The organism is Arhodomonas sp. KWT2 (genome assembly GCF_041949875.1).
GTDB lineage: Bacteria > Pseudomonadota > Gammaproteobacteria > Nitrococcales > Nitrococcaceae > Arhodomonas > Arhodomonas aquaeolei.
This window is the reverse complement of the sequence record NZ_JBHFPQ010000039.1, coordinates 57,117-80,075: the sequence shown is the minus strand read 5'-3', so window position 1 is coordinate 80,075 and position 22,959 is coordinate 57,117. Positions and strand designations below refer to the sequence as shown.

At 68.1% G+C, this 22,959-nt stretch carries 21 protein-coding genes, 1 tRNA gene and 1 CRISPR repeat array; of the genes, 15 read left to right on the top strand and 7 right to left on the bottom strand.

Translation table 11 applies throughout. The features are described 5' to 3' along the window. Window position 1 precedes the first annotated feature (1 nt). From cmr6 to ACEZHJ_RS07195, 9 genes are all read left to right on the top strand, one after another. Complete coding sequence (gene cmr6 / locus ACEZHJ_RS07235) at window positions 2-1,213, top strand: type III-B CRISPR module RAMP protein Cmr6 (RefSeq protein ID WP_163141050.1); 1,212 nt, start codon at window positions 2-4, stop codon at window positions 1,211-1,213. A 3-nt stretch (window positions 1,214-1,216) separates the two neighbouring features. Further along, the gene (gene csx2 / locus ACEZHJ_RS07230; protein WP_375036375.1) at window positions 1,217-2,419 is read left to right on the top strand and encodes a TIGR02221 family CRISPR-associated protein; all 1,203 of its coding nucleotides are present in this window, start codon (window positions 1,217-1,219) and stop codon (window positions 2,417-2,419) included. Then, window positions 2,419-3,330 (top strand): CRISPR system precrRNA processing endoribonuclease RAMP protein Cas6, encoded by a 912-nt coding sequence (cas6, locus tag ACEZHJ_RS07225; RefSeq protein ID WP_163141056.1) that lies wholly within the window; start codon window positions 2,419-2,421, stop codon window positions 3,328-3,330. Before csx2 ends, cas6 begins: the two co-directional genes overlap by 1 nt. Then, window positions 3,327-3,626: a CRISPR-associated protein Csx16 gene (csx16, locus tag ACEZHJ_RS07220; RefSeq protein WP_163141059.1), complete on the top strand. Its 300-nt coding sequence runs from the start codon at window positions 3,327-3,329 to the stop codon at window positions 3,624-3,626. The genes cas6 and csx16 overlap by 4 nt, the downstream gene beginning before the upstream one ends. 80 nt (window positions 3,627-3,706) lie before the next feature. Further along, a complete protein-coding gene (locus ACEZHJ_RS07215; RefSeq protein WP_163141062.1) occupies window positions 3,707-3,988 on the top strand; it encodes a CRISPR-associated endonuclease Cas2 in 282 nt (93 codons plus the stop codon). Window positions 3,989-4,006: 18 nt separating this feature from the next. Continuing rightward, entirely contained in the window at window positions 4,007-4,990 is a 984-nt protein-coding gene (cas1, locus tag ACEZHJ_RS07210) for a CRISPR-associated endonuclease Cas1 (RefSeq protein WP_375036374.1), read from the top strand. After that, on the top strand, window positions 4,977-5,768 hold the full coding sequence (locus tag ACEZHJ_RS07205; RefSeq protein ID WP_375036373.1) for a hypothetical protein: 792 nt from the start codon (window positions 4,977-4,979) through the stop codon (window positions 5,766-5,768). The genes cas1 and ACEZHJ_RS07205 overlap by 14 nt, the downstream gene beginning before the upstream one ends. 3 nt (window positions 5,769-5,771) lie before the next feature. Further along, the gene (gene cas2 / locus ACEZHJ_RS07200; protein ID WP_163141071.1) at window positions 5,772-6,092 is read left to right on the top strand and encodes a CRISPR-associated endonuclease Cas2; all 321 of its coding nucleotides are present in this window, start codon (window positions 5,772-5,774) and stop codon (window positions 6,090-6,092) included. Between the two features lie 67 nt (window positions 6,093-6,159). Beyond that, window positions 6,160-7,312: direct repeats of the CRISPR family, unit length 36 nt; unit sequence GTCTGAACGGTGCCCTGTTGGAAAAGGGATTAAGAC. A gap of 326 nt (window positions 7,313-7,638) precedes the next feature. After that, entirely contained in the window at window positions 7,639-8,247 is a 609-nt protein-coding gene (locus tag ACEZHJ_RS07195; RefSeq protein ID WP_375036372.1) for a hypothetical protein, read from the top strand. A gap of 95 nt (window positions 8,248-8,342) precedes the next feature. Here ACEZHJ_RS07195 and ACEZHJ_RS07190 read toward each other — a convergent pair whose 3' ends face one another. Continuing rightward, window positions 8,343-9,332, bottom strand: coding sequence for a YafY family protein (locus tag ACEZHJ_RS07190; RefSeq protein ID WP_163139171.1), 990 nt, complete (start codon window positions 9,330-9,332; stop codon window positions 8,343-8,345). A gap of 96 nt (window positions 9,333-9,428) precedes the next feature. Between ACEZHJ_RS07190 and ACEZHJ_RS07185 the strand changes: the two genes are divergently transcribed. The 4 genes from ACEZHJ_RS07185 (at window position 9,429) to ACEZHJ_RS07170 (ending at window position 12,163) form a co-directional block, all read left to right on the top strand. After that, entirely contained in the window at window positions 9,429-10,370 is a 942-nt protein-coding gene (locus ACEZHJ_RS07185; protein ID WP_163139172.1) for a metallophosphoesterase, read from the top strand. Then, complete coding sequence (locus tag ACEZHJ_RS07180) at window positions 10,367-10,855, top strand: hypothetical protein (protein ID WP_375036371.1); 489 nt, start codon at window positions 10,367-10,369, stop codon at window positions 10,853-10,855. Before ACEZHJ_RS07185 ends, ACEZHJ_RS07180 begins: the two co-directional genes overlap by 4 nt. 134 nt (window positions 10,856-10,989) lie before the next feature. Further along, window positions 10,990-11,241 (top strand): hypothetical protein, encoded by a 252-nt coding sequence (locus tag ACEZHJ_RS07175; protein ID WP_205599747.1) that lies wholly within the window; start codon window positions 10,990-10,992, stop codon window positions 11,239-11,241. Between the two features lie 118 nt (window positions 11,242-11,359). Then, window positions 11,360-12,163: a ComEA family DNA-binding protein gene (locus ACEZHJ_RS07170; RefSeq protein WP_375036370.1), complete on the top strand. Its 804-nt coding sequence runs from the start codon at window positions 11,360-11,362 to the stop codon at window positions 12,161-12,163. Window positions 12,164-12,300: 137 nt separating this feature from the next. On the opposite strand, the gene ACEZHJ_RS07165 is transcribed toward ACEZHJ_RS07170, so the two are convergent. Continuing rightward, window positions 12,301-12,375: transfer RNA gene (locus ACEZHJ_RS07165), tRNA-Asn, on the bottom strand. A 63-nt stretch (window positions 12,376-12,438) separates the two neighbouring features. Continuing rightward, window positions 12,439-13,632 (bottom strand): pyridoxal phosphate-dependent aminotransferase, encoded by a 1,194-nt coding sequence (locus ACEZHJ_RS07160; RefSeq protein ID WP_205599749.1) that lies wholly within the window; start codon window positions 13,630-13,632, stop codon window positions 12,439-12,441. Window positions 13,633-13,769: 137 nt separating this feature from the next. Between ACEZHJ_RS07160 and uvrB the strand changes: the two genes are divergently transcribed. Both uvrB and ACEZHJ_RS07150 read left to right on the top strand, forming a co-directional pair. Next, on the top strand, window positions 13,770-15,794 hold the full coding sequence (gene uvrB / locus ACEZHJ_RS07155) for an excinuclease ABC subunit UvrB (protein ID WP_163139174.1): 2,025 nt from the start codon (window positions 13,770-13,772) through the stop codon (window positions 15,792-15,794). Between the two features lie 106 nt (window positions 15,795-15,900). Continuing rightward, a complete protein-coding gene (locus ACEZHJ_RS07150; protein WP_375036369.1) occupies window positions 15,901-16,875 on the top strand; it encodes a radical SAM protein in 975 nt (324 codons plus the stop codon). A 307-nt stretch (window positions 16,876-17,182) separates the two neighbouring features. Here ACEZHJ_RS07150 and ACEZHJ_RS07145 read toward each other — a convergent pair whose 3' ends face one another. The 4 genes from ACEZHJ_RS07145 to ACEZHJ_RS07130 form a co-directional block, all read right to left on the bottom strand. Further along, window positions 17,183-17,962 carry a MetQ/NlpA family ABC transporter substrate-binding protein gene (locus ACEZHJ_RS07145; RefSeq protein ID WP_018718572.1) on the bottom strand — a complete coding sequence of 260 codons (780 nt, stop codon included), beginning with the start codon at window positions 17,960-17,962 and terminating at the stop codon, window positions 17,183-17,185. Between the two features lie 39 nt (window positions 17,963-18,001). Further along, a complete protein-coding gene (locus ACEZHJ_RS07140; protein WP_018718571.1) occupies window positions 18,002-18,679 on the bottom strand; it encodes a methionine ABC transporter permease in 678 nt (225 codons plus the stop codon). Then, entirely contained in the window at window positions 18,676-19,686 is a 1,011-nt protein-coding gene (locus ACEZHJ_RS07135; RefSeq protein WP_018718570.1) for a methionine ABC transporter ATP-binding protein, read from the bottom strand. The genes ACEZHJ_RS07140 and ACEZHJ_RS07135 overlap by 4 nt, the downstream gene beginning before the upstream one ends. A 296-nt stretch (window positions 19,687-19,982) precedes the next feature. Beyond that, the gene (locus tag ACEZHJ_RS07130) at window positions 19,983-22,934 is read right to left on the bottom strand and encodes an inverse autotransporter beta domain-containing protein (protein WP_375036368.1); all 2,952 of its coding nucleotides are present in this window, start codon (window positions 22,932-22,934) and stop codon (window positions 19,983-19,985) included. Between the last annotated feature and the right edge of the window lie 25 nt (window positions 22,935-22,959).

Sequence of the window (22,959 nt, the reverse complement as noted above, 5' to 3'; positions counted from 1 at the left end):
CATGGCTACCGCAGCGCAGCAGGGACGGGCCGCGGTACCGGCGTATCTCGGCACGGATTTCCGGGACGCCGCACCGGGTCACCGCTTCTACCTCTACCTCCGCCTCTGGAAGGCCGACTGGACCAAGATCAACGGCGGCGCCAGCGACGACCTCGTCCGGCTCACGGACGATGACCGGGCGCGCATGAAGGCCCTCGCGGAGCGCCAGCGCAGCCTCGCCGAGGAGGCCGCCGTTGACGAAAGCGCGACGGTCGTCACCGTACCGGGGACGAGCCTCGCCCCGTTCACCACCGGGCTGGGCATCGAGCACCCGCTGGAGAACGGCTTCGCCTTCCTCACCCCGTACGGACTGCCCTACCTGCCCGGCAGCTCGGTGAAGGGCGTGCTCCGCCAGGCCGCGCGCGAGCTCGACGCCGGCGGGGCGTTCGAGAACCCGGACCGGGACTGGGGCCGTGCCGAGATCGACGCCCTGTTCGGGACCGCGGGTGCGGACGACGATAGAACGGCAGGTCTGGAACGCCGCCGCGGCGCGCTGCTCTTCTGGGACGTCTTCCCCGTGTTGCCCGAGGGCGCCCACCTGCAGTGGGAGATCATGACGCCGCACCACGGCGGCTACCACCAGGACCGGTCCGGCCGGACCCCGCCGCACGACAACGCCGCGCCCGTGCCCATCCACTTCCTAACCGTGCCGCCCGGGAGCGCCTTCCGGTTCACCGTTCAGTGCAACCGGGCCCTTCTGGAAACCGCCGCCCCCGGCCTGCTGGAAGGTGACCGCTGGAGGACGGTGCTGGAGGAGCTGTTCGATCACGCCTTCACCTGGCTCGGCTTCGGCGCCAAGACCGCCGTAGGCTATGGCGAAATGGCCGTCGACGAAAAGGCGCGCCGGCACGAAGAGGAGCATCGGCGCAAGAGGGCGGAAGAAGCCCGCAAGGAGGCCGAGCGCGCCGAAATGCCCGCCGGCGAGCGGCTGGCATCCGAGATGCTGGAGGGTAAGGCGGACCCCGACCAGGCGGAATACCGCTACCTGCTGGACCGGCTCGACGCTGGCGAGGTGCCCGACGAGCATGTCCCGGCATTCGCCACCGTGGTGCGGCGATGGCTCGAGCAGCGGCGCCAGGAAGTCCGCAAACTTGGCAACAGGAGAAGGCGGCAGAGCCGGCTTTCGGAACTGGACGAGCACGAGGCCCGCCTCCGCTCGTTCCTCGGGGAGTGACGCATGCACACGCTGATTACCCTGCTCGGCCGTACGAACCGGCCCGCCGACGGCTATCAGAGGGTGGACTATCGGTTCCCCGACGGGCAGAGCCGTCGCGCGGCGTTCGTGGGCTACAGCCTGGCGGCCCACGAGAGGCCGGACCGCCTGGTCGTGCTGGGCACCGCTGGCAGCATGTGGGATCAGTTGGTCTCAGATGGCCGGAGTATCAGCCTGCCCGATGAGACGGTGGAAGGGCTGATGCAGGGCGTGGACGAGGCGGCCGCCACGCCCGCTCAGCTCGATGTGCTCGCGGCGGCGCTCACCGAGGCGCTCGGTCACGAGGTCGAGCTGCGGCTGATCCCCGAAGGGCTCGACGAGGCCGAGCAGGTCGCGCTGCTCAGCGCACTCTTGGACGCCACCGAGGGCGCCGATTCGCTCTCCCTCGACATCACCCATGGGTACCGGCACCTGCCCATGCTCATGGTGATGGCTGTTCTCTACCTTCGTGCCCGCCGCCCTGCGCTGTCGATACGCGCGATCTGGTACGCCATGCTCCACGCATCGGCGGGTAGCGCGACGCTGTACAACGTCGCAGGCCTTCTCCACTTCGCCGACTGGCTGGAAGCGCTCCAGCGCAGCGAGCTCACAGGGGACTACCGGGGGGTAGCCGCGCTCATCCCCGACCCGGCACTGGCCGACGACATAGCGCGGGGCGGATTCCTGGAAACCATCCATCAGGGTCAGCTGGCCCGAAAGCATTTCCGCAATGCACGGGCCCGCCTCCGGGAGCACCCCTTACCGGGCGCCGGCGCCCTTTTTCAGCCGCTGCTGGAGGCGCGCACGGACTGGGTCGACGAACCCCAGCTCTACCAGCGCCAACGCGGCCATGCCTTCAATGCGCTCGACCGCGGAGACCTGCTGCGGGCGGCGCTGTACGGTTTTGAGGCCTATGTCACGCGCCTGGTGCAGGAGACCGGTCCGGTGAATGCCGATCCCAACGACCGGGAGACGCGCCAGGCGGCCAAGAAGGAGTACGAAGATAATGGTCCGTCGAACCGCGACTGGAGACCGTTCAAGCGTCTACGTGCGCTGCGCAACGTTTTGACCCATGGCCACCGCGAAAAGGCGGGCGAGCTGGACGAGACGGCCCTGCACTCTCCCGAGTCGATGCGCGACACACTCGCGCAGGCGCTCGCGGAACTCCTTCCGGAGACGCGCCGCTGATGCTCCGTTTACTCCCCCTCCGGCTCACCTTCGAGCCCGAAGCTGCGGTGCGGCTGCCGGAATACCCCGGGGTCCTCTGGCGCAGTGCCTTTGGGGCCCGCCTGCGCCGGGACGCCTGCATCACCGGGGCCGCGAGCTGCGACGGGTGCCGCGTGCGCCAGCGCTGCGCCTACGGCGCCGTCTTTGAGCCGGCGCCGGCGCCGCGGGCACAGGGGCTCGCTCCCCGCTTCCGTGATCCGCCGCGTCCCTACGTGATCTCGCCGGTCCACGGTGGAGGCACGCACGGCGCCGGGCAAAGACTAGAGCTGGACTGCATCCTCGCGCAGCCGGCGCTGTCCCATCTCAAGGCGGCGGAAAGCGCTCTCTCCCGACTGGAACTACACGGGGTCCCGATGCGGGTCGCCGACGTCCGGGTCCGTCCGCCCGGCGGCCCGGACACGGTCACCCACGAGCCCGCGGTAAGTGCGAAGGGCTACGGCATCAGCACCCCGCCGGCCCCCGGAAAGGCGCGCATCGTCCTCGAGCATCCGCTGCGCCTGCAGCACGAGGGCCAGCCCGTGGGGCCGGAGCGGTTCACGCTGGAGCGCTTCGCCGGCGCACTCCTGCGGCGGATCTCGAGCCTGCACGACGCGGTCGCCGAGGTCCCGCTGGAAGCGGACTACCGCACCCTGGTCGACCACGCCCGGGACCATGTCGCGCTCCGGGACGTCCGGCTGTCGTGGCTGGACGGCGAGCGCCATTCCGCGCGCCAGAAGCGCCGGGTTCCCATCGGCGGGCTGATCGGCTGCTTCACCATCGCCGGCGAGCTGGAACCGCTCTGGCCGTGGTTGTGGGCCGGCCAGTGGACCCACGTAGGCAAGGGCGCCGTCATGGGGCTCGGCCGTTACCGTGTAGACCATTTCGGCGCATGACTACCTGGATCGTCTCCCGCCACCCCGGTGCCATCGAATGGTTAGCCCGCCGAGGTTTCGGGGCGGGGCATCATGTTGCGCACCTCGATCCGGCACGACCGGCAAAGGGCGACACGGTGGTCGGTACGCTCCCGGTGCCGCTGATAGCGAGGCTCACTGAACGGGGCGTCGACTACCTCCACCTCACTATCCCCGTGCCGGCGGAACGCCGTGGCACGGAGCTCTCCGCGGATGAGCTCGAACACCTGGGCGCCTGCCTGCAACGATTTGCCGCGAAACGCATCCCCGTGCCGTAGCGGCGCCGGAATCTTCCCATGCCCGGCCCGGTCGGCGGTGCACGGTATGTTGAATCGAACGCCATCGACCGGAGTCGCCCGTGCACCGCAAGCTCTTCCTCGCCGCCTACGACGTTCGCGATCCAAAGCGTCTTGCGAAGGCGGTCCGCGTGGTTCGCGGCTATGCCAGTGGCGGGCAGAAATCCGCCTACGAGTGCTGGTTAACCCCCCAGGAGCGTAAAGGCCTGCATAGCGAGATGGCGGCGGTTCTGGACCTATCGGAAGACGTCTTTGCCGTCATCCCGCTGGAACCCGGCAAACCACTGGCCACGCTTGGCCAGGCGGTACGCCCCGTTGACCCGGACTTCTTCTATTTCGGGTAGGGGGCAGGAGGACTGGAAGTGGGAACGCCCTACATCGATCGTCGGGGGACTCGCCTGGAGTTCGACCGCGGTGCAATGGTCGTTCGAGAGCCGGACGCGACACCGCGGTCCGTACCGCTGTCGCTGGTGGAGCGTCTGGTCGTCGTGGGTGACGTTCAGCTCAGCGCGCGTCTCTTGACCCGTCTCGCCGAGAACGGCAGTGGCGTAACCATCCTGCCCGGACGGGGCGGGCGTCGGGGGACGTTCCTGAATGCCCATGGCCACGGGGACGTTGATCGGCGAATTGGCCAATACCGTCTCGTCACGAATGTCGCACTGAAGACCGAGTGGGCGAGACGGCTGGTCTGGTTGCGCCTTGCCGGACAGCGCCGGCTGCTGAATGCGGCAATGCGTACGCGGCCTGACCTGCGACATCCCCTGGGAGGCGCCCTGAGTGATCTGCACATGGCAATGGCCGGGATCCGTTCGCAGGGGGTGGCGGCGTCGGGCCTTCGGGGCCGGGAGGGGGCGGCCACGGCAACGTTCTTCCGTGGTTACAGGACCCTTTTCCCGGCGAGCCTGTGCTTCGAGCAGCGCAATCGCAGGCCACCACGGGACCCGGTGAACGCGGCCCTTTCTCTCGCATACACGCTGGTCCACGGTGACGCCCTAAAGGCGGTGTCAGCGAATGGACTCGAGCCGACACTGGGGGTGCTCCACGAGCCGTTCTACGGCCGGGACTCCCTCGCCTGCGACCTCGCAGAGGTCGCCCGCACCCGAGCGGAACGCTTGGTCTGGCGGCTGTTCGCTGAAAGGGAACTCAGCGAGCACAATTTCGCCAGCTCGCAGAGCGGAGTGCTACTCGCCAAATCGGGGCGCGAGGCGTTCTTCCGTGCGTACGAGGGCGGCGCCCGCCTCCATCGGCGCTGGTTGTTCCGGATCGCACGACACTTTGCCAGGGCCTGCCAGGATCTGTCCGACATACCGGGGGCAGCGGCCGGGGGAAATGATGCGCCGCGATGATGCGAAGACCGTGTACGTCGACGCCGATTCGACCGAGGTCAGGCTGGACAGTGGTGCGCTTCGCATGGATACACCGGACTCGGCGCCTGCTTACATCCCGTTGAGCCGTGTCGGACGGGTCGTGGTTCGTGGCAGCGATCGCGGCCTGCTCGAGGCGTGCCTCGCAATAGTGGCCCGGGGAGGAGTCGTCCATTTCGAGGGCCGTGACGGCGGCATGCGCGCGATAATGCAGCATGCCAATCCCGCCGAAAACCGATCGGCCCGTGAACTTGCCGGTATCATCGAGCAACACGGTGGCCTTGGTCCGTTTCATTGGTGGCAGGACGCCCAGCGTCGCCACGCCTGGAGCGTCGTGTTTCGGCGCACTTTGAGGGGGGATTTCGAGCGTGGTTACGACCGGCTTATGACCTACCTCGGGGTGATGGTGCCCGGCGTACCGGTCGAGCAGGAACGTCACCGCCTGGATGGTAAGCTCCACGCCTGGATTCAGGCGGAACTCGCCCGCCAGGGACTCCAGCCGGTCGTCCGCGCCCTCGCGGAGCACGGCGGCGATCTGCTCCGGACGCTGCATCAGTGCCTCTCGTTGACGAGTTGTTGGGCCTATGTCCGCTGGAGGCGCGAGCAGCCTCGGCACGTGACGGACCGGGAGCTGACCCGTTTTTTCGAGTTACGTACGGTCGCCGCGCTACCGAGGCAGCTGGACCGCCACTTACGCGCCCTCGCCCACGAGTACCACAGCAGCTGGAATCGTATTGAAGGCGCCTCCGGACAGGAGTGAGCGATGGGCGACGACCGGAGTGGCAATTACCTGGTGTGTTACGACATTCGTGACCCGAAGCGTCTGCGAAGAGTTCATCGCTGTATGCGTGGTTGGGGGCTGCCATTGCAGTACAGCGTGTTCTACTGCCGGCTTACGCCCGCCCTGAGAAAAGCGCTGATCGCCGAGCTGCGCGAGCGTATCGACGACCGCGCAGATGACGTCCGTATCTATAGCATGCAGTCTAGGGGGACGATACACTTTCAGGGTCGGAGTCCACTACCAGAGGGGTTGAATATCAGTGGCTTGCGGCTGCAACGAGATGAGAGCGGTTCTCAACTCTGAGCAGAGGGCTGGTTGTTCCAACCCCGTCTGCAAGACTCTGATCAATAAGCGTTTTATAGAGCCAGCAGTCTGAACGGTGCCCTGTTGGAAAAGGGATTAAGACCTGTGGAATGGACTGCTTTTCTACATAGCGGTTGTCTGAACGGTGCCCTGTTGGAAAAGGGATTAAGACTTATCGTTCGCCTTCATGTCAGCGTCGGACGCCATGTCTGAACGGTGCCCTGTTGGAAAAGGGATTAAGACGCTTGCGAAACGTCAATTGTAAGCGAATTGCGGGGTCTGAACGGTGCCCTGTTGGAAAAGGGATTAAGACTAGGCGGCCGTGTTGGGGCGCTTGGGGTTAGTGGTCTGAACGGTGCCCTGTTGGAAAAGGGATTAAGACGGCCCCCCGCTGGCCACCTTGCTAAGGCACCACGCGTCTGAACGGTGCCCTGTTGGAAAAGGGATTAAGACCCGCAACACAGAACATAGCGAGCGCGAGCGCCTGTCTGAACGGTGCCCTGTTGGAAAAGGGATTAAGACGACCACCTCAGCCGGCAGCTCACCACGACGGGCGTCTGAACGGTGCCCTGTTGGAAAAGGGATTAAGACGCAGCGTCCAACAGCGTGTTGATGGCCGTCCGGGTCTGAACGGTGCCCTGTTGGAAAAGGGATTAAGACGCCAACTTTTGGCAAAGCTGGCAGCCGGCTGCCCGTCTGAACGGTGCCCTGTTGGAAAAGGGATTAAGACGATATACGGACCAGTAACTTACAGTTCTGTCCATGTCTGAACGGTGCCCTGTTGGAAAAGGGATTAAGACGGCAATGGTGGCGCAAACGTAATCGTGGTGTCGCGTCTGAACGGTGCCCTGTTGGAAAAGGGATTAAGACAGCGCTACGGGTTAAGCCTTGGGCGGCACCAACACGTCTGAACGGTGCCCTGTTGGAAAAGGGATTAAGACGTGCGCTCTGGCACGGGGGTTGCAGGCGGGCTTTTGTCTGAACGGTGCCCTGTTGGAAAAGGGATTAAGACCGGTGACGCGCGACATAGCAGGCGAAGAGGGCGGGTCTGAACGGTGCCCTGTTGGAAAAGGGATTAAGACCCACACGGCTTATCGGAGTAGACCGTCTCACCGTGTCTGAACGGTGCCCTGTTGGAAAAGGGATTAAGACAATCCGCCCGTTATAGGGCACCACGGACAAAGGTCTGAACGGTGCCCTGTTGGAAAAGGGATTAAGACCACTGCGCCAGTTCGCTCGCGGTGGCGACCTGAGTTCAGGTCCTCATGAGGGGGTGCTGTGGATATGAGAAGGGGAGCGGCATGGTCTGGATGTTGTGTGCCCGGGCGATGGCGTGACCCCATGTCGGAGTGTGCGGCGCCGCCACGCTGAAAGAATGGGTAGCCGGAGCGTCTTCGCCTTATAGGAATCCGGGTCCCCGCCGGATTCGTTCACTCGGCGGCGTTCGGGTGCGACAGCCCACGTCGCATGGTGGTGGCGTGCCTGTTGTTTTCGGGATTCCGCACTCGCTACGGTGAAGGCGTCATTCGTCGCCTTGCGGTGTGTCATGTCGGCTGTTGTGGACCTGCTTGCCCGTCTGCTGAACACGGCGGATCGGCGTGCGCTCGCGCGCGCCCTGGTTGATCGGTTGGGCCCGGGCAACCGGAACAAGGCGTTCCGGCGTGTCCACGCGCTCGTCGACGACGGGGCGTGCCCGCCGGACTTGGCGGAGCGCCTCCTGCAGGCGTTCCCGGAGGACAGGGAGGCATTGTCCATCGCCATTGAACAGACGCGTGCCGAGCGGGTGGCGCAACGGCATGCCGCGATGAAGGCGCTGTTTCGCCCGCATCTGTTCATCCGCACCGAACGCTCGCGTCCGCGTCAGATCACGATGTTCGGCCTCTCGGGCGGGGTGGACCGCTGGCTGAAGCTGCCGCTGCCGGAGGACATCGCCGAACGCGGTACCGGCGTGCAGCGGCGCCTCGTGCGTGAGGCCGTCGAGGCGCACGCGGCGGAGTGTGGCGAGGGGCGCCCGGTGTTCTCCATGGGACGGACTGTCGGCTACCTCTACCGGCCTCGTTACGAGCAGAGCTACGCGGTGTCACTCGATGGCCGCATCGTCTCCGGGGACCAGGGGCTGGTCAACGAGCCGCAATCCGGGGTCTCGATCGGTTGAGCCTGACCGTGAGCAGGGTAGGGCGCTGACCGGGCGCGTCCCGGCGCAGGGCCCCGAGCCCGGCGGCGCCGGCGACGCCTTGCGCGGGGCACCCATCAGCCGTAGGTCGCCACGGCCCGCTTGAGCTCCCCGATGATCTCCCCGCGCAGGGCGTCGGGGCCCAGGACCTCCACGCGCGGGCCGAAGCCGAGCAGCCACCAGCGTAACTGGGCGGTGTCCTCCACGGTGGCCGTGATTTCCCGCCAGCCGTTCTCCACCGGACCGATCACCTGGTCGCGGGATAGCGGCGTCTCCTCCAGGTGTTTCGCCGGTTCCACGGCCATGCGCATGCGCAGGTGCAGCCGCTCGCCGAGGCGAAAGCCCAGTGGATCGCGCGCGAGCCAGGCGTCGAGATCGAAATCCGTGGGGACGCGGGCGGGCTCGGTCAGTGCATTGGCCTGCAGGACCCGGTGCAGGTGCAGCTGAACGGGGTTGCGGTAGTGAAACAGGGTCGCCACCAGCGTGACCATGCCGTCCCGCAGGACCACCCCGAGGGGGTGAGCGACATAGTCCCGCACCCGCGGTTCGCGTCGCCGGCGATACCGGATGGCGAGCTGGTGCCCCGACTGCAGGGCGGCATAGACCGTTTCCAGCGTCTCGGTCGCGATCGCCGGGGGGATCAGCGGCTGGCCGCGGGAGACGGTGCGGACCTTGTCCGGCCAGGAGGCCAGCCCCTCGGGGGCGTGTGCGAGTGCCCGCCGTGCCTGCTCGAACTGCGGCGCGAGGGTCTCCAGCGTGTTTCCGGGTAATACCCGTGTGAGGTGCTCGCGGGCCATGCGCAGGACCAGGGCCGCCTGCGGGGTCATGGCCGGAATGCTGATGGTTGCCGCCCCGTCCGCCCAGGACCAGCCGAAGGGCCGGCTGCGCTCGTCGGAAATCAGCGGGAAGACCGCGGAGAGCGTGCGCAGGTCGCGCTCGACGGTGCGCCTGCTGACGGGGTAGCCCGCCGCAGCGAGCTCCTCGGCGAGCGCGTTCGCCGAAATCTTGCGGGGTGCGCGGGGGATCCGCTGCAGCATCCACCATTGCCGCGTGATCGCCTCGGCCATGTGTCACCATGCTCCCTGTGCGGCACTTCTCGTGTGCGACGTGATATGTCGCACAGGCTGGATATCATGGACGCGAATGGACGACAAGGAGGCGCCATGCCGGGTATCGACCTCATCGGAGACATCCACGGGCACGCCGACGCCCTGGAAGCGCTGCTGGGGAAGCTGGGCTACCGGGAAGTCGGCGGCGTGTATCGTCATGCCGAGCGCCGCGTGATCTTCGTCGGGGACTTCATCGATCGCGGCCCGATGCAGCAGCGGGTCCTGGAGGTGGTGCGGCGGATGTGCGATGCCGGCCAGGCGCGGGCGGTCATGGGTAACCACGAATACAACGCCGTGTGTTTCGCCACGCCCGATCCGGCCCGTCCCGGCGAGCACCTGCGGCCCCACAGCGAAAAGAACGTCGGTCAGCATCGCCGCTTTCTCGAGCAGATGGCGGCGCTGGAGGTCTGGTCGGTCGCCCACCGGGAATGGGTGGACTGGTTCAGCACGCTCCCGCTGTGGCTCGAGGAGGAGGGCCTGCGCGTGGTGCACGCCTGCTGGCATCCCGGCCACCAGCGTGCCCTCGCGCCCTTCCTGGACGCGGGTAACCGCCTCACCACGGCCGGCTACGTGGCCACGTCGCGGCGCGGCACCCCCGAGTACGAGGCGCTGGAGACCCTGCTCAAGGGCCTGGAGGTTCCGCTGCCCGAGGGGCACTCGTTCAGGGACAAGGACGGCCATCCCCGCGAGGCGGTGCGGGTGCGCTGGTGGTCCCACCCGCCAATGACCTACCGAGACGGTGCCGTCATCGACGAAGCAACGCGGCAGACACTGCCCGACAGCCCCATGCCGGAAACGGGCCGGCTGGGCTATGACGGAGACAAGCCGATGTTCGTGGGCCACTACTGGATGCGCGGCGCTCCGGCGCCCATGGCGCCACAGGTGGCGTGCCTGGATTACAGCGTCGCAGAGCAGGGGAGGCTCTGCGCCTACCGCTGGAACGGTGAGTCCAGGCTCAGCGCGGACAACTTCGTGTGGGTGGAGGCGTCGTCGTGATACGCGTGCGCGGGGAATGGATCACCCCGGACGGGCGCATCGTGCGCGCGCGTCAGTACCACATCTCCGATGTCGTGGTGTACCCGCAGTGTTTCGGCCTGAGCCAGGCCGATATCGACAGGGCCTTCGCCTCGCACGGCGAGCCCCGGTCGGCCGTCCGCGAGGGTGCGGCGCGTGGTGCGCTCATCGCGCGCGTGCTGCGCTCCGGCTGGATTCGGATCCGGGGCCACCGGGGATACGTTTCCGTGACCGTGCATCGCCTGTCGGGGGATGTGCGCGACCGCCTCCGTGCCTGGGGTGCCCGGAAGGTCGCCGCTGGCAAGCTGCATCCGCTGGACCGCCTGCACCTCGTCGAGCTCTCAAAACGGGAGAACGCCGAGTTCTCGGGCGGCGTCGGCGAGGTCCTCGAGATCCACGCGGCCGACCTCCCGTCGCCGGAACCCGCGGGCTGGCTGCGCATCGAGGATATCGCGGGGGAGGGCTGAAGGGACCTGTCGGCATGGTCGGCGGCATGCCTCCCGGTGAGTCTCTCCGTGATCGCGATCATGCCGATTCCCTATCATGACCGGCACGGGATCGGTAGGTGGACAGAAACAGCCGGGGATCAGGGAGGCCCACTTTGTTCAACATCGGCAGGAACGACAGCTACGGACGTCAGCGCCGCATCGAGCATCGTGGCCGGCACCTGCGGGCCAGCCGGACCGGCGGCATCGCGCTGCGCGCGCAGATGAAGGCCGCGGGCCTGACGCTTACGGGCAATACCGCCCGCGGGGTTCGGGTGTCGATGACCCCGGCACGCAATACCCAGGTCGCCCTCCAGAACGGCCGGTTCATACTCCGGGGCCGTTATGGCAGCGGCCCCTCCGGGTGAATCTCTCGAAGAGCGGGCTGTCGCTGTCCTCGCGCAACGCGCTGGATTCGTTCAACTGGACGAATCCGCTGCGCTCTTCCGCGAAGTTCGCGGGTATACAGGTGCGCGGGCGGCGGTCATGGCCGGGCTGCTGGCCTTGCAGCTGGCACTGGCGGCGTTCGCGTTGTTGGCCCGCGGGGCCGCCGCCGTGCCGGTGCTTGTTCGGGAGTGGCGGCGACGGCGGCAGTCGGCACGCCTCGAGCGGCGGGCACGGGAGATCGAACGCGGCGACAGGGCCGCGGCGGAGTGGACACCGGCCGAGGCCGTCGCTGCGCTTGTGCTGATCGTCGCGGCGCGTGGGCGGGGCGAGCAGGCCGGCGCGGCGGTCGCGCGACTGGCGGAGACACTGCGACGGCACGCCAACAGCGCCCCCCTGGTTGGGGCCAGCGATCGTCTGCCCGGAATCGCCGCGGCCCTGGACGGGCGGCGTGTGGCGGCGAACCGCGGGACGGAGGACGCCCTCGCCTTGCTCGTTCTCGTCGGGCGACGGCTGGGCGTACGGCTCCCGGCGGAGACGGTGACCGGGCTCCTGTACGAGGTGGACGACCTGGCGCGCGAGAACGGGCCGCGAACGCGTCTCCAGGACTGGATGCTGGAGGTCTTCGCGGATGCGGCCGGCCTGCACCTGGTACCGCAGGAAGAGGACCAGGAACAGGGGCAGGCGCAGAGGCGGGCCGAAACGTCGGGGACGACCGCCTACTCGGAGAGCGGGGACATCGACATCGATACCGCGGATTTCGACTGCCTGCATGCCATCCCGCACATCGGGCCCGAGCGGGCGCAGGCGATCATCGGCAGGCGTCCGCTCGAGGGTATCGAGCAGCTCACCGCCCTCGGCGGTATCAGCCCGAAGCGGCTGCAGAGATTCGGGATTTCGGCGTGACGGGCACCGAGGGTGACGGCCGAGCGGGAGGTCTGCGCGCTGTGCCTACCCGTGGATCCCGCGTCCGCAGGGAAACGTTTCGATTGCGGGGAAGGCTTTGGGGGGACCAGGGGCTTCGTGCGAGCCCCTGTGGAATTTGGCTCCCCGGGACGGATTCGAACCGCCGACCCAGTGGTTAACAGCCACTTGCTCTACCGCTGAGCTACCGGGGAATGGCGTTAGCCGTGAGCTGCGTATTGTAATGGCCGCGCCGGTGGCGTCAATACCCGCGGCCCTCAGAGGGCCTCCGCCAGGCAGCGTTCGATCCGGTCCACGGCCTCGCTCAGGCGCTCCTCGCTCGTGGCGAAGGAGAAGCGCAGCCGCCCGGGCAGGCCGAAGGCGGAGCCGGGTACCACCGCGACCTCCGCGTGTTCCAGCAGCCACTCGGCGAGCGCCGTATCGTCGCCGACCTGCGGCAGTTCGCGGATCAGCCGGCGGCAGTCCGGGAAGCAGTAGAACGTGCCCTCGGCGGGGCGGCAGCGCACGCCGGGCAGGGCGTCCAGGCGCGAGACGAGCAGGTCGTGGCGGCGCCGGAAGGCCTCGCGCATGGGCGCGATCGCCTCGCCGCCGTGCTCCAGGGCGGCGAGGGCCGCGGCCTGGGAGACGCTGCTGGCGCAGGAGGTGGACTGGGACTGGACCCGTGCCATCGCGGTGATCACCGGCGCCGGGCCGGCGGCGTAGCCGATCCGCCAGCCGGTCATGGCGTAGGCCTTGGACACGCCATTGATCACCACGGTCCGCTCGCGCAGCGCCGGGCAGGCGTTGACGATGTTCGCGAACGGCGCGCCGCCCCAGTGGATGTGCTCGTAGATGTCGTCGCTGGCGACGAGCACGTCCGGATAGCCCTGCAGGACCTCGCCCAGGGCGGCCAGCTCGTCGCGGGTGTAGGCGATCCCGGTCGGGTTGGCGGGGCTGTTGAGGATCAGCAGCCGGGTGCGGTCGCTGACCGCGGCATCCAGGGTGTCCGGGGTAAGGCGGAAGTGCGTGCGCTCGTCGGTCTCCACGATCTCCGGCACGCCGTCGACCAGGCGCACGATGTCCGGGTAGGAGACCCAGTACGGCGCCTGGATGATGGCCTCGTCACCGGCGTCGAGGACGGCGGCGGCGAGGTTGTAGAGGCACTGCTTGGCGCCGGTGCTGACCATGACCTCGTCGCGCCCGTAGTGCAGGCCGTTTTCGCGCGCCAGCTTGGCGGCGACGGCGTCGCGGAGCGCGTCCGTGCCCGGGACCGGGGTATAGCGGGTCTCGCCGGCGCGGATCGCCGCGACCGCCGCCTCCCTGATAGGCTCGGGGGTGTCGAAGTCGGGCTCGCCGGCGCTCAGGCCGATCACGTCGCGGCCGTCGGCCCGTAGTGCCGCGGCCCGCGCGGTCACGCTCATGGTCGGCGACGGCCGCACCCGCTGCACCCGTCGTGCGAGTTGAAACGCCAAGATCCACCTCCACCTGTACCGGCACACACGCGGGTAGCGCGACGCCGCCGTCCGGCGGCGACACGCCGCACCGGGTCCGTTACCCGGCATAATGCCGGGGATGATACGCCAACGGCCAACGGAGGCCGAAATCCCCTATGGCTGATGAATTCGTCCTGAATTCCGATTTCGAGCCGGCCGGCGACCAGCCGGCGGCCATCGAGACCCTGGCAGAGAGCCTGGAGGACGGGCACCTGGACCAGACCCTGCTGGGCGTGACCGGCTCCGGCAAGACCTTCACCATGGCGAGCCTGATCGCGCGCGAGCAGCGCCCGGCGGTGATCCTCGCGCCGAACAAGACGCTCGCCGCGCAGCTCTACGGCGAGTTCAAGGCATTCTTCCCCGACAACGCCGTGGAGTACTTCGTCTCCTACTACGACTACTACCAGCCCGAGGCCTACGTGCCCGCCTCGGACACCTATATCGAGAAGGACGCCTCGGTGAACGAGCACATCGAGCAGATGCGCCTGTCCGCCACCAAGGCCATCCTGGAGCGGCGGGACACCATCATCGTCGCCTCGGTGTCCTCGATCTACGGCCTCGGCGACCCGCAGGCCTACCTGTCGATGGTGCTGCACCTCTCCCGGGGCGAGCGCATCGACCAGCGCCAGATCCTGCGCCGGCTCGCGCAGCTGCAGTACCGGCGCAACGATCAGGACTTCTCCCGTGGCACCTACCGCGCCCGCGGCGACGTCATCGACATCTTCCCCGCGGAGTCCGACGAGGAGGCGGTGCGCGTCGAGCTCTTCGACGACGAGATCGAGCAGCTCGCCTGGTTCGACCCGCTCACCGGCGAGGTTCTGCGCCGGGTGCCGCGGCTGACGATCTACCCCAAGACCCACTACGTCACCCCCCGCGAGCGGCTGATCGCGGCGGTGGAGGACATCAAGGTCGAGCTGCGCGAGCGCCTCGACGAGCTCAAGGGCGCGGGCAAGCTGCTGGAGGCCCAGCGCCTGGAGCAGCGCACCCTGTTCGATCTGGAGATGATGCAGGAACTCGGTTACTGCAACGGCATCGAGAACTACTCTCGCTACCTCTCCGGCCGTGCCGCCGGCGAGCCGCCACCGTGCCTGTTCGACTACGTGCCCGAGGACGCGATCCTGTTCGTCGACGAGTCCCACGTCACCGTACCCCAGCTCGGCGGTATGTACCGGGGCGACCGGGCGCGCAAGGAGACGCTGGTGGAGTACGGCTTCCGGCTGCCCTCGGCGCTGGATAACCGGCCGCTGAAGTTCGAGGAGTTCCGCCGGCTTCAGCCGCAGTCCATCTACGTCTCGGCCACGCCCGGGCCGTTCGAGGCGCGCCACTCGGCGGCCACCGCCGAGCAGGTGGTGCGGCCCACGGGGCTGGTGGACCCGGCCATCGAGCTGCGTCCCGCCTCCACCCAGGTGGACGACGTGCTCTCCGAGATCCGCGACCGGGTCGGGGCCGGCGAGCGCACGCTGATCACCACGCTGACCAAGCGCATGGCGGAGGACCTCACCGAGTACCTCCACGAGCACGGCGTGAAGGTGCGCTACCTCCATTCCGACATCGACACCGTCGAGCGCGTGGAGATCATCCGCGACCTGCGCCTGGGGGTGTTCGACGTGCTCGTGGGCATCAACCTGCTGCGCGAGGGCCTGGATATCCCCGAGGTCTCGCTGGTGGCGATATTCGACGCGGACAAGGAGGGCTTCCTGCGCGCGGAGCGCTCGCTGATCCAGACCATCGGCCGCGCGGCGCGCAATGTCCACGGCAAGGCGATCCTGTACGCGGACGCGGTTACCGACTCCATGCGCCGGGCCATGGACGAGACCGAGCGTCGGCGCGAGAAGCAGCTCGCCTTCAACGAGGAGCACGGCATCACCCCGCAGACCATCCGCAAGGCGGTGGCGGACGTGATGGAGCGCGAGGCGCCCGGTGCCCCGGACACGGCCGAGCACTTCGCCGAGGAGACGGACTCCGCGCTGCCGTACGCCCGGCTCTCCGCTGCGGAGGCGGTCAAGGAGATCAAGCGCCTGGAGCGGGAGATGCACGAGCACGCCCGCAACCTGGAGTTCGAGGAGGCCGCGAGGCGGCGCGACGAGATCCGTCGGCTGGAGACCCATGCCCTGGGCGAGCCGGGCCGCCAGAGCGCGTGAACGCCTGCGTACGTAATCCGGCGTATTCCGTGCCCGCGCGTCCGCGGGCTATAACGACCCCGTGGCCCGGCGCGCCCGGGCAGGGCAGCGACAAGGAGCGGGCCGTTTGAGTACCCACGCCGAAAAGACCGCCGCGCAGACCGGCTACTTCCTGCAGCCGGGCAAGTTCAGTGATCCAGTGACCACCGCAGACGGCGAGGCACGTGCCCGGGTGGCCCTGCGCCGCCTGGAGACGCTGTGGTTCAACACCGGCACCCTGTGCAACCTCACCTGCCGGAACTGCTACATCGAATCCTCGCCCCGCAACGACCGCCTGGTCTATATCGCTCACGAGGAGGTCGTCGCGTATCTCGACGAGATCGAGACGCAGGGCATGGGCACTACCGAGATCGGCTTCACCGGTGGCGAGCCGTTCATGAACCCGGACATGCTGGCGATGCTGGAGACGGTGCTCGCCCGGGGCTACCGGGCGCTGGTGCTCACCAACGCCATGCGCCCGATGATGAAGCACGCCGAGGCCCTGGCGGCGCTCAACGCCCGTTACGGCGGGCGGCTGGTGATGCGCGTGTCCATGGACCACTACACGCCGGAGTGGCACGAGTGGGAGCGCGGGGCGCGTACCTGGCGCCCGGCGATGGACGGCCTGCGCTGGCTCTCGGCGGAGGGCTTCAATATCGCCGTCGCGGGGCGGCTGTTCTCCGGTGAGACGGAGGCCGTGGTCCGTGCCGGCTTTGCCGCGCACTTCGAGCGCGAGGGCATTGCCATTGATGCCGGCGATCCCGCGGCGCTGGTGCTGTTCCCGGAGATGGACACGGCCGTGGACGTGCCCGAGATCACCGAGGGCTGCTGGTCGAAGCTCGGGCGCTCGCCGGACAGCGTCATGTGCGCCGGCTCGCGCATGGTGGTCAAGCACCGCGGCGCCGAGCGCCCGTCGGTGGTCGCCTGCACGTTGCTGCCCTACGACCCCGGTTTCGAGCTCGGCAGCACCCTGGCCGAGGCGGCCGGCGAGGTGGCGCTGAACCATCCCTTCTGCGCGCAGTTCTGCGTGCTCGGCGGCGCGAGCTGCAGCGCCGGCGACTGAGCCGGCGCGCTGCCGCCGCGTCCGTGCGCCCCGCGGGTCCTCCGGGGCACGCGTCGGGCTGCGTCATTCACGAGACCGTGGCGCGATGTCCGCCGTGCGAGCGCGGGGCGGGGGCAGCTTCCCGTGCAGGTGCGTCACGGATCCTTTTGCAGGTCGAGCGACGACCCCGGTGCGGATCGGGGAGCGTATGCCGTTCAGGGGGTGCCACCCGGGCGGGTGTCGGGGCCGCCGGTGCGAGGGCATGGCGGTCCCGTGACGAGCGGGCCGCCGGGGTATGGCCCCGATGGCCCGCATGCGGCGGGGCGGGTCAGAACGCCGGCACGACCGCGCCGTCGTACTTGCGCTCGATGAAGTCCGCCACCGCCTGGCTGGTGAGCGCGTCGGCGAGCTTCTGCACCGCCTCGCTGTCGCGGTTGTCCTCGCGGGTCACCAGCACGTTGACGTAGGGGGAGTCCGCGCCCTCGATCGCCAGCGCGTCCTCCGTCGGGTTGAGGTCCGCCTCCAGCGCGTAGTTGGTGTTGATCAGCGCCAGGTCCACCTGGTTGAGCACGCGGGGCAGCATGGCCGCCTCCAGCGCCTGGAACGTCAGGTCCTTCGGGTTGGCGGTGATGTCCTGCGGCGTGGCCAGGATGCCCGCCTCGTCGGAGAGCCCGATCACGCCCGCCTTCTCCAGCAGCAGCAGCGCCCGCCCGCCGTTGGTCGGATCGTTGGGGATGGCAACGGTCGCGCCGTCCGGGAGGGCGTCCAGGGAGTCGACCTCGCTGGAGTAGGCGCCGAAGGGCTCGATGTGCACGCCGGTCACCGGCACGAGCGAGGTGCCGCGGCCCTTGTTGAATTCCTTGAGATAGGGCGTGTGCTGGAAGTAGTTGGCGTCGATGCGTCCCTCCGCGACCTGCACGTTGGGCTGCACATAGTCGGTGAACACACGGATCTCGAGGTCCACACCCTCCTTCGCGAGGCGGGGCTTGATGAACTTCAGGATCTCGGCGTGGGGCACCGGTGTTGCCGCGACGCTGAGGGTCTCGGCACCGGCGCTGGCGAACGGGGTCGCGAGGGCCACGAGGGCGATCAGGAGCAGACGTTTCATGGGGGTCCTCCGTGTCGGTGTATCCGGATAGGGGATGGCTCAGCGGCGGCTGAAGTACAGCACCAGCCGGTCGCCGAGCATCTGCAGCAGCTGCACGAGCACCACCAGCAGGATGACGGTGACGATCATCACGTCGGTCTGGAAGCGCTGGTAGCCGTAGCGGATGGCCAGGTCGCCGAGGCCGCCTCCACCGACCACGCCGGCCATCGCGGCGTAGGAGACCAGGGTAATGGCGGTGACGGTGACCCCGGCGATGATCCCGGGCAGGGCCTCCGGGAGCAGCGCGCCGAAGACGATCTGGGGCGTGGTCGCGCCCATGGCCTCCGCCGCTTCGATCACCCCGCGGTCGACCTCGCGCAGCGAGGTCTCCACCAGGCGGGCGAAGAACGGTGTGCCCGCCGCCACCAGCGGCGGGATCACGCCGGCCACGCCCAGCGAGGTGCCGACGATGAGCACCGTCACCGGGATCATCACGATCAGCAGGATGATGAACGGCACCGAGCGCAGCACGTTCACCACGAAGGAGACGACGCCGTAGACCGCCGGCTGCGCCAGCGGCTGGCGCTTGCCGGTGAGGAACAGCAGCACGCCCAGGGGCAGGCCGAAGGCGACGATGAACAGCAGTGAGCCGCCCACCATCAGCGCCGTGTCCCAGGTGGCGCTGCCGAGCTCCCACCACTGGACGTTGGGCAACAGCTCGTTCATCAGCCCGCTCATCGCCGGACCACCTCCACGTGCACGTCCTCGGCGTCGAGCCGGCGCAGCGCCTCGTCCACGTCACCGCCGACCATGGAGAGCGTGAGCTGGCCGTAGGGGGTGTTGCGGATGTGGTCCACCCGGCCGGAGAGGATGCTGAAGTCCACGCCCGTCTCCCGGGCGAGCTCGCCGAGGATCGGGGTGTAGGTGGCCTCGCCGCGGAGCGTGAGCTTGATGATGCGCCCCTCGACGTTGTGGAAGTCGTCCCGCCGCTCGTCCTCGTCCACGTGCTCGCGCTCGAAGACGAACCGGCGGCTCGTCGGGTGCCGCGGGTGGAGGAAGACCTCGGCGGTGTCGCCGCTCTCCACCACGGCGCCGTCGTCCATCACCGCGACGCGGTGGCAGATCCGGCGGATCGCGTCCATCTCGTGGGTGACCAGCACCACGGTGATGCCGAGCTCCTCGTTGAGGTCGGCGAGCAGCTGCAGCACGGACTGCGTGGTCTGCGGGTCCAGCGCGCTGGTGGCCTCGTCGCAGAGGAGGATGCCCGGTCGGCAGGCCAGCGCGCGGGCGATGCCCACGCGCTGCTTCTGGCCGCCGGAGAGCTGCGCGGGGTACTTGTCTGCCTGGCCGGCGAGCCCGACGCGCTCGAGCAGGGAGTCGACGCGCTCGCGGATCTGCCCGCGACTGTAGCCGCCCGCGAGCTTCATGGGGAAGGCGACGTTCGCGCGCACGCTCTTCGAGGAGAGCAGGTTGAAGTGCTGGAAGATCATCCCCGTCTCGCGGCGCAGGGTGCGCAGGCGCTCGTTGCGGTAGTCGGTGACGTCGCGGTCGTTGACCCGCACCCGCCCGCTGCTCGGCCGCTCGATGAGATTGATCATCCGTAGCAGCGTCGACTTGCCCGCACCGGAGTGGCCGATGATGCCGAAGACCTCGCCGGGGCGGATGTCCAGGGAGACGTCCCGGAGTGCCTCGATGCGGCGGTCCTCGATCTCGTATGTCTTGTCGATACCCTGGAATTCGATCACTGCGTCATCGATGGGCTGAATGTTGATGGGTTATAAAAACGGTATCGCCGCAACCGAAAAATTATAAATCAGTGACGCCGACCGCCGATAACGCGATTCATGCTTTGCAAATAGCGGCTGGTACTGAGTGCGGATGCAGGCAGACAGGGATGCCGGTACACCCGGTGCGGCGCTGTGTCGCGCGGCCGGGGCGACAGGGTAGCGATGGGCGGGCACGGTGGCAACGCCGTGGGACGTCACGGCGGGGGAGGCGTCAGGGCCGGGCCCCGGCGTGGCCGGGGCCCGGTTTGCCGCCGTTACGGGCAGGAGTTGCCGCCGTTGTAGGCGATGCTGCCGGTGACGGTGCCGGCGTTCGTGGTGTCGCAGGCGGTCGACACGCTCGACTCCACGGTGTTGCCGCTGCCGCCGATCGTGATGTTGTCGGCAAGCCGGAAGGCGTCGCTGCTGCCGCCCTGCGTGTTGCGGATGGTGGTGTTGTCGACCGTCACCTCCGCGCCGCCGCCGGTGCCGCTGACAAGGAGGCCGGCATTGTTGACATCCATCGTCAGCCCATCGAGTTCCACGCGGTTGAATATGGTACCGCTGCCAAATAGTGCCACTCCGACGCCGCCCGATATGGTGGTTGCGTCGATCCGCACCGGTCCGTCGGAGATCTCGACGCCGCTCTCGCTTTGATTGATGCCGGTGATAGTGCTGTTGATGATATTCACAGCACCATAGGTGTCCCCGATCGAGCCGTCGCTGAGGCCGACATGTATGCCGTCACTGCCGGGGCTGTCGATCGTCGTGTTGACAATATCGATGGCCATCCCCCGGATCTCGATGCCGTTGCCCTCCCCACCGGTGATGGTCGAGTTGGCGACCCGTACTGCTTGGGTGTCCGAGATCAGCTCCATGCCATTGGGGGCGCCGTTGGTGCTGTCGGTATCACCGACATTCGAGATGGTGACGCCGTCAATGACGAAGTCATTGGTCGCCGAACCATCGAAGCTGCCTACGCCGGAAAGGCGGATGCCGCTGCCGCGAAGTGCGTTATCGATGGCGACTCCGTTTATGGAGCCGGTGGAAACGTTGGTGAGATCGACGCCCGCGAGGTCAGTGTCCATGATCGTGCCGCCGCTGATATGGAAGCTACCGACCTGGTTGGCGTTGGACAGCGATACGCCCTCCCCGCCGGTGCTGCTGATGTCCACCTGGCCGAGGTCGATGCGGGAGTCGGCGTCCGAGAGGTTCACGCCGGCGGCGGAGGTGTTCTGCACGGTCGTCTCACCGACGGTCAGCGGACCGTTTACATCCTGCAGATCGACGCCGTGGCTGATGTCGTCCCCCGACTGGTTGATCGAGGCGACCGAGGCCAGCTCCAGGTCGATGGCGGTCTCGCGCATGTCGAGTGCCGTCCCGGTGTGGGCGGTCACGTGCCCGGCGTCCGCGGTGACGGTGAAGTCGTTGCCGCCACGCACGTGCACGGCGTCACCGTCGGAGAAGACGGCGAGGCTGTCGTAGTCGATGCGGCCGGAGACGTTGTCGAGCGCCAGGGCGCCGGAGCTCGTTCCACCGGCGAAGACACGATTGCCGGAGGTGCCGAGCTGCGTGGCACCGCCGCTCACGGCCTGGATACCGCTGGCATCCGGGTCGGCGTCGAAGGTGGCATTGCGCACGGAGAAGCGCCCGGAGCCGCCGGCGACGCTGTTGTCCGCGAATCCCGTGATGGTCAGTGCGCTGTCGCCGGTGATGCGGATCGAGCGCGTGCCGATGGGGTTGTCCGCGACATGGTTGCCGGAGAACGTCAGGCGGCCGTTCATGTCGGTCAGGGCGAGGCCGGGCTCGCTGTTGCCGTTGCCGTTCTCGACGGTGTTGCCGGTGACGCTCAGGTGCAGGTCCGCGTCGCTGCCCTCCAGGAAGACGCCGGAGCCGTTATTGTCCACGAAGCGGTTGTCGCGGATGGCGACGTCACCGGACAGGGTCGGTTCACCGAAGACCGCATGCCCGGGGAACGTGTCCGACTGGGTGGCGCTGATCGTCAGGCCCCGGACCTCGTTGTCGCCGGTCAGGGTGACGGCCGCGTCCGTGGCACCCGCGATCTCCGCGCCCTGGTCGCCGCCGGTGGGGGAGGGGAGGGTGACCGTCCCGTCCTGGGTGGTCACTCGGTAGGTCAGGTCGGTGTCGTCGGCGAGGAGGCGCTGGCCGGGTTCGAGCGTGATCGATTCGCCGTTGAAGGTGCTGCCGGACCAGAGCAGGACGATGTCCGCCCCGGAGGTGTCGCCGTCGGCGCTCGTGAGCAGCTGGTAGGGCGAGTCCACGCCGCCGTCGCCGTTGGTGCCGGCGTTGCTGTCCACGTGCAGGACCCGGATCCGCTCACCATCCGGGGAGCGCAGCGGCTCGGCGGAGCGGTCATGGCCGCTGGCGAGCACGACGTCCGGGTCGCGGCGCACGCGTTCGGTCATGCGGCGCTCGATGGGCGACAGGCTCGGCCGTTCGGCGGGCGTGCCCAGCGGGATCTCCAGGCGGACCTCCGCGAAGCCGTCCGTTCCGCGCATGTCATCGTCACGGACCTCGCCGCCGAACGTCACGCGGCCGCCCTCGATGCCGAAGGCGTTGTCCAGGGACAGCTCCAGGCGGCCACGCGGGCCGGTCACCGGATCGACACCGTCGGCATCGAAGCGGAAGCCGCCGGCATAGGCGCGCACGTCATAGCCGTCACCGTTGATAATGCGGTAGCCGACCTCCGCGTCGAAGCCGGACAGCGCCGTCTCGTAGCGACGGTCCTCATCGACCACGATATTCGTGCCGGAGAAGCGCGGGTTCGTGCTCGTGGCCGACAGCGTCGTGGTGTCATCCTCGGCGACGTAGACATTGGCGCGCAGGTCCCAGTCCGGGGTCATCGCCTCGGCGCCGAATGTGCCCTGATTGAAGTAGTGCCCTGTCTCCGAGCGGCGGCGATCGAAGAAACCGTAGCCGCCGAGCAGCAGATCGTCGGAGACGATGCGCCGGTAACCGAGACCAGCGTTGCCCTCTTCGGAGTTGTCGCTGCTGCGCTGTGCGCGCAGATCCGTGAACAGCATCGAGTCGCCGGTCTGGTAGAGCGGCACCATGAATTCAATGCGCCCGAGGGTTCGGCTGTCCCCGGACTTGAGAATGAGTCGGCTGCGCCCTGTCCACTTGCCCGCTGCCGCGGCGGTGGTGGCAAGACTCACGGCGAGCGCGGTGCCGACCAGAGCGGTGTGCCCCAGGAGTCGCTTCTGGTTCATTGCTGTCGCTTCCCTTCCTGTAATG

Bases quoted from the DNA above. Each gene is read 5' to 3' on its own strand.
- cas2 (WP_163141071.1), top strand. From the start codon at position 5,772: ATGGGCGACGACCGGAGTGGCAATTACCTGGTGTGTTACGACATTCGT.
- cas6 (WP_163141056.1), top strand. From the start codon at position 2,419: ATGCTCCGTTTACTCCCCCTCCGGCTCACCTTCGAGCCCGAAGCTGCG.
- csx2 (WP_375036375.1), top strand. From the start codon at position 1,217: ATGCACACGCTGATTACCCTGCTCGGCCGTACGAACCGGCCCGCCGAC.
- ACEZHJ_RS07140 (WP_018718571.1), bottom strand. From the start codon at position 18,679: ATGAGCGGGCTGATGAACGAGCTGTTGCCCAACGTCCAGTGGTGGGAG.
- ACEZHJ_RS07205 (WP_375036373.1), top strand. From the start codon at position 4,977: ATGCGCCGCGATGATGCGAAGACCGTGTACGTCGACGCCGATTCGACC.
- ACEZHJ_RS07185 (WP_163139172.1), top strand. From the start codon at position 9,429: ATGCCGGGTATCGACCTCATCGGAGACATCCACGGGCACGCCGACGCC.
- ACEZHJ_RS07170 (WP_375036370.1), top strand. From the start codon at position 11,360: ATGGCCGGGCTGCTGGCCTTGCAGCTGGCACTGGCGGCGTTCGCGTTG.
- csx16 (WP_163141059.1), top strand. From the start codon at position 3,327: ATGACTACCTGGATCGTCTCCCGCCACCCCGGTGCCATCGAATGGTTA.
- ACEZHJ_RS07130 (WP_375036368.1), bottom strand. From the start codon at position 22,934: ATGAACCAGAAGCGACTCCTGGGGCACACCGCTCTGGTCGGCACCGCG.
- ACEZHJ_RS07195 (WP_375036372.1), top strand. From the start codon at position 7,639: ATGTCGGCTGTTGTGGACCTGCTTGCCCGTCTGCTGAACACGGCGGAT.
- cmr6 (WP_163141050.1), top strand. From the start codon at position 2: ATGGCTACCGCAGCGCAGCAGGGACGGGCCGCGGTACCGGCGTATCTC.
- uvrB (WP_163139174.1), top strand. From the start codon at position 13,770: ATGGCTGATGAATTCGTCCTGAATTCCGATTTCGAGCCGGCCGGCGAC.
- ACEZHJ_RS07145 (WP_018718572.1), bottom strand. From the start codon at position 17,962: ATGAAACGTCTGCTCCTGATCGCCCTCGTGGCCCTCGCGACCCCGTTC.
- ACEZHJ_RS07190 (WP_163139171.1), bottom strand. From the start codon at position 9,332: ATGGCCGAGGCGATCACGCGGCAATGGTGGATGCTGCAGCGGATCCCC.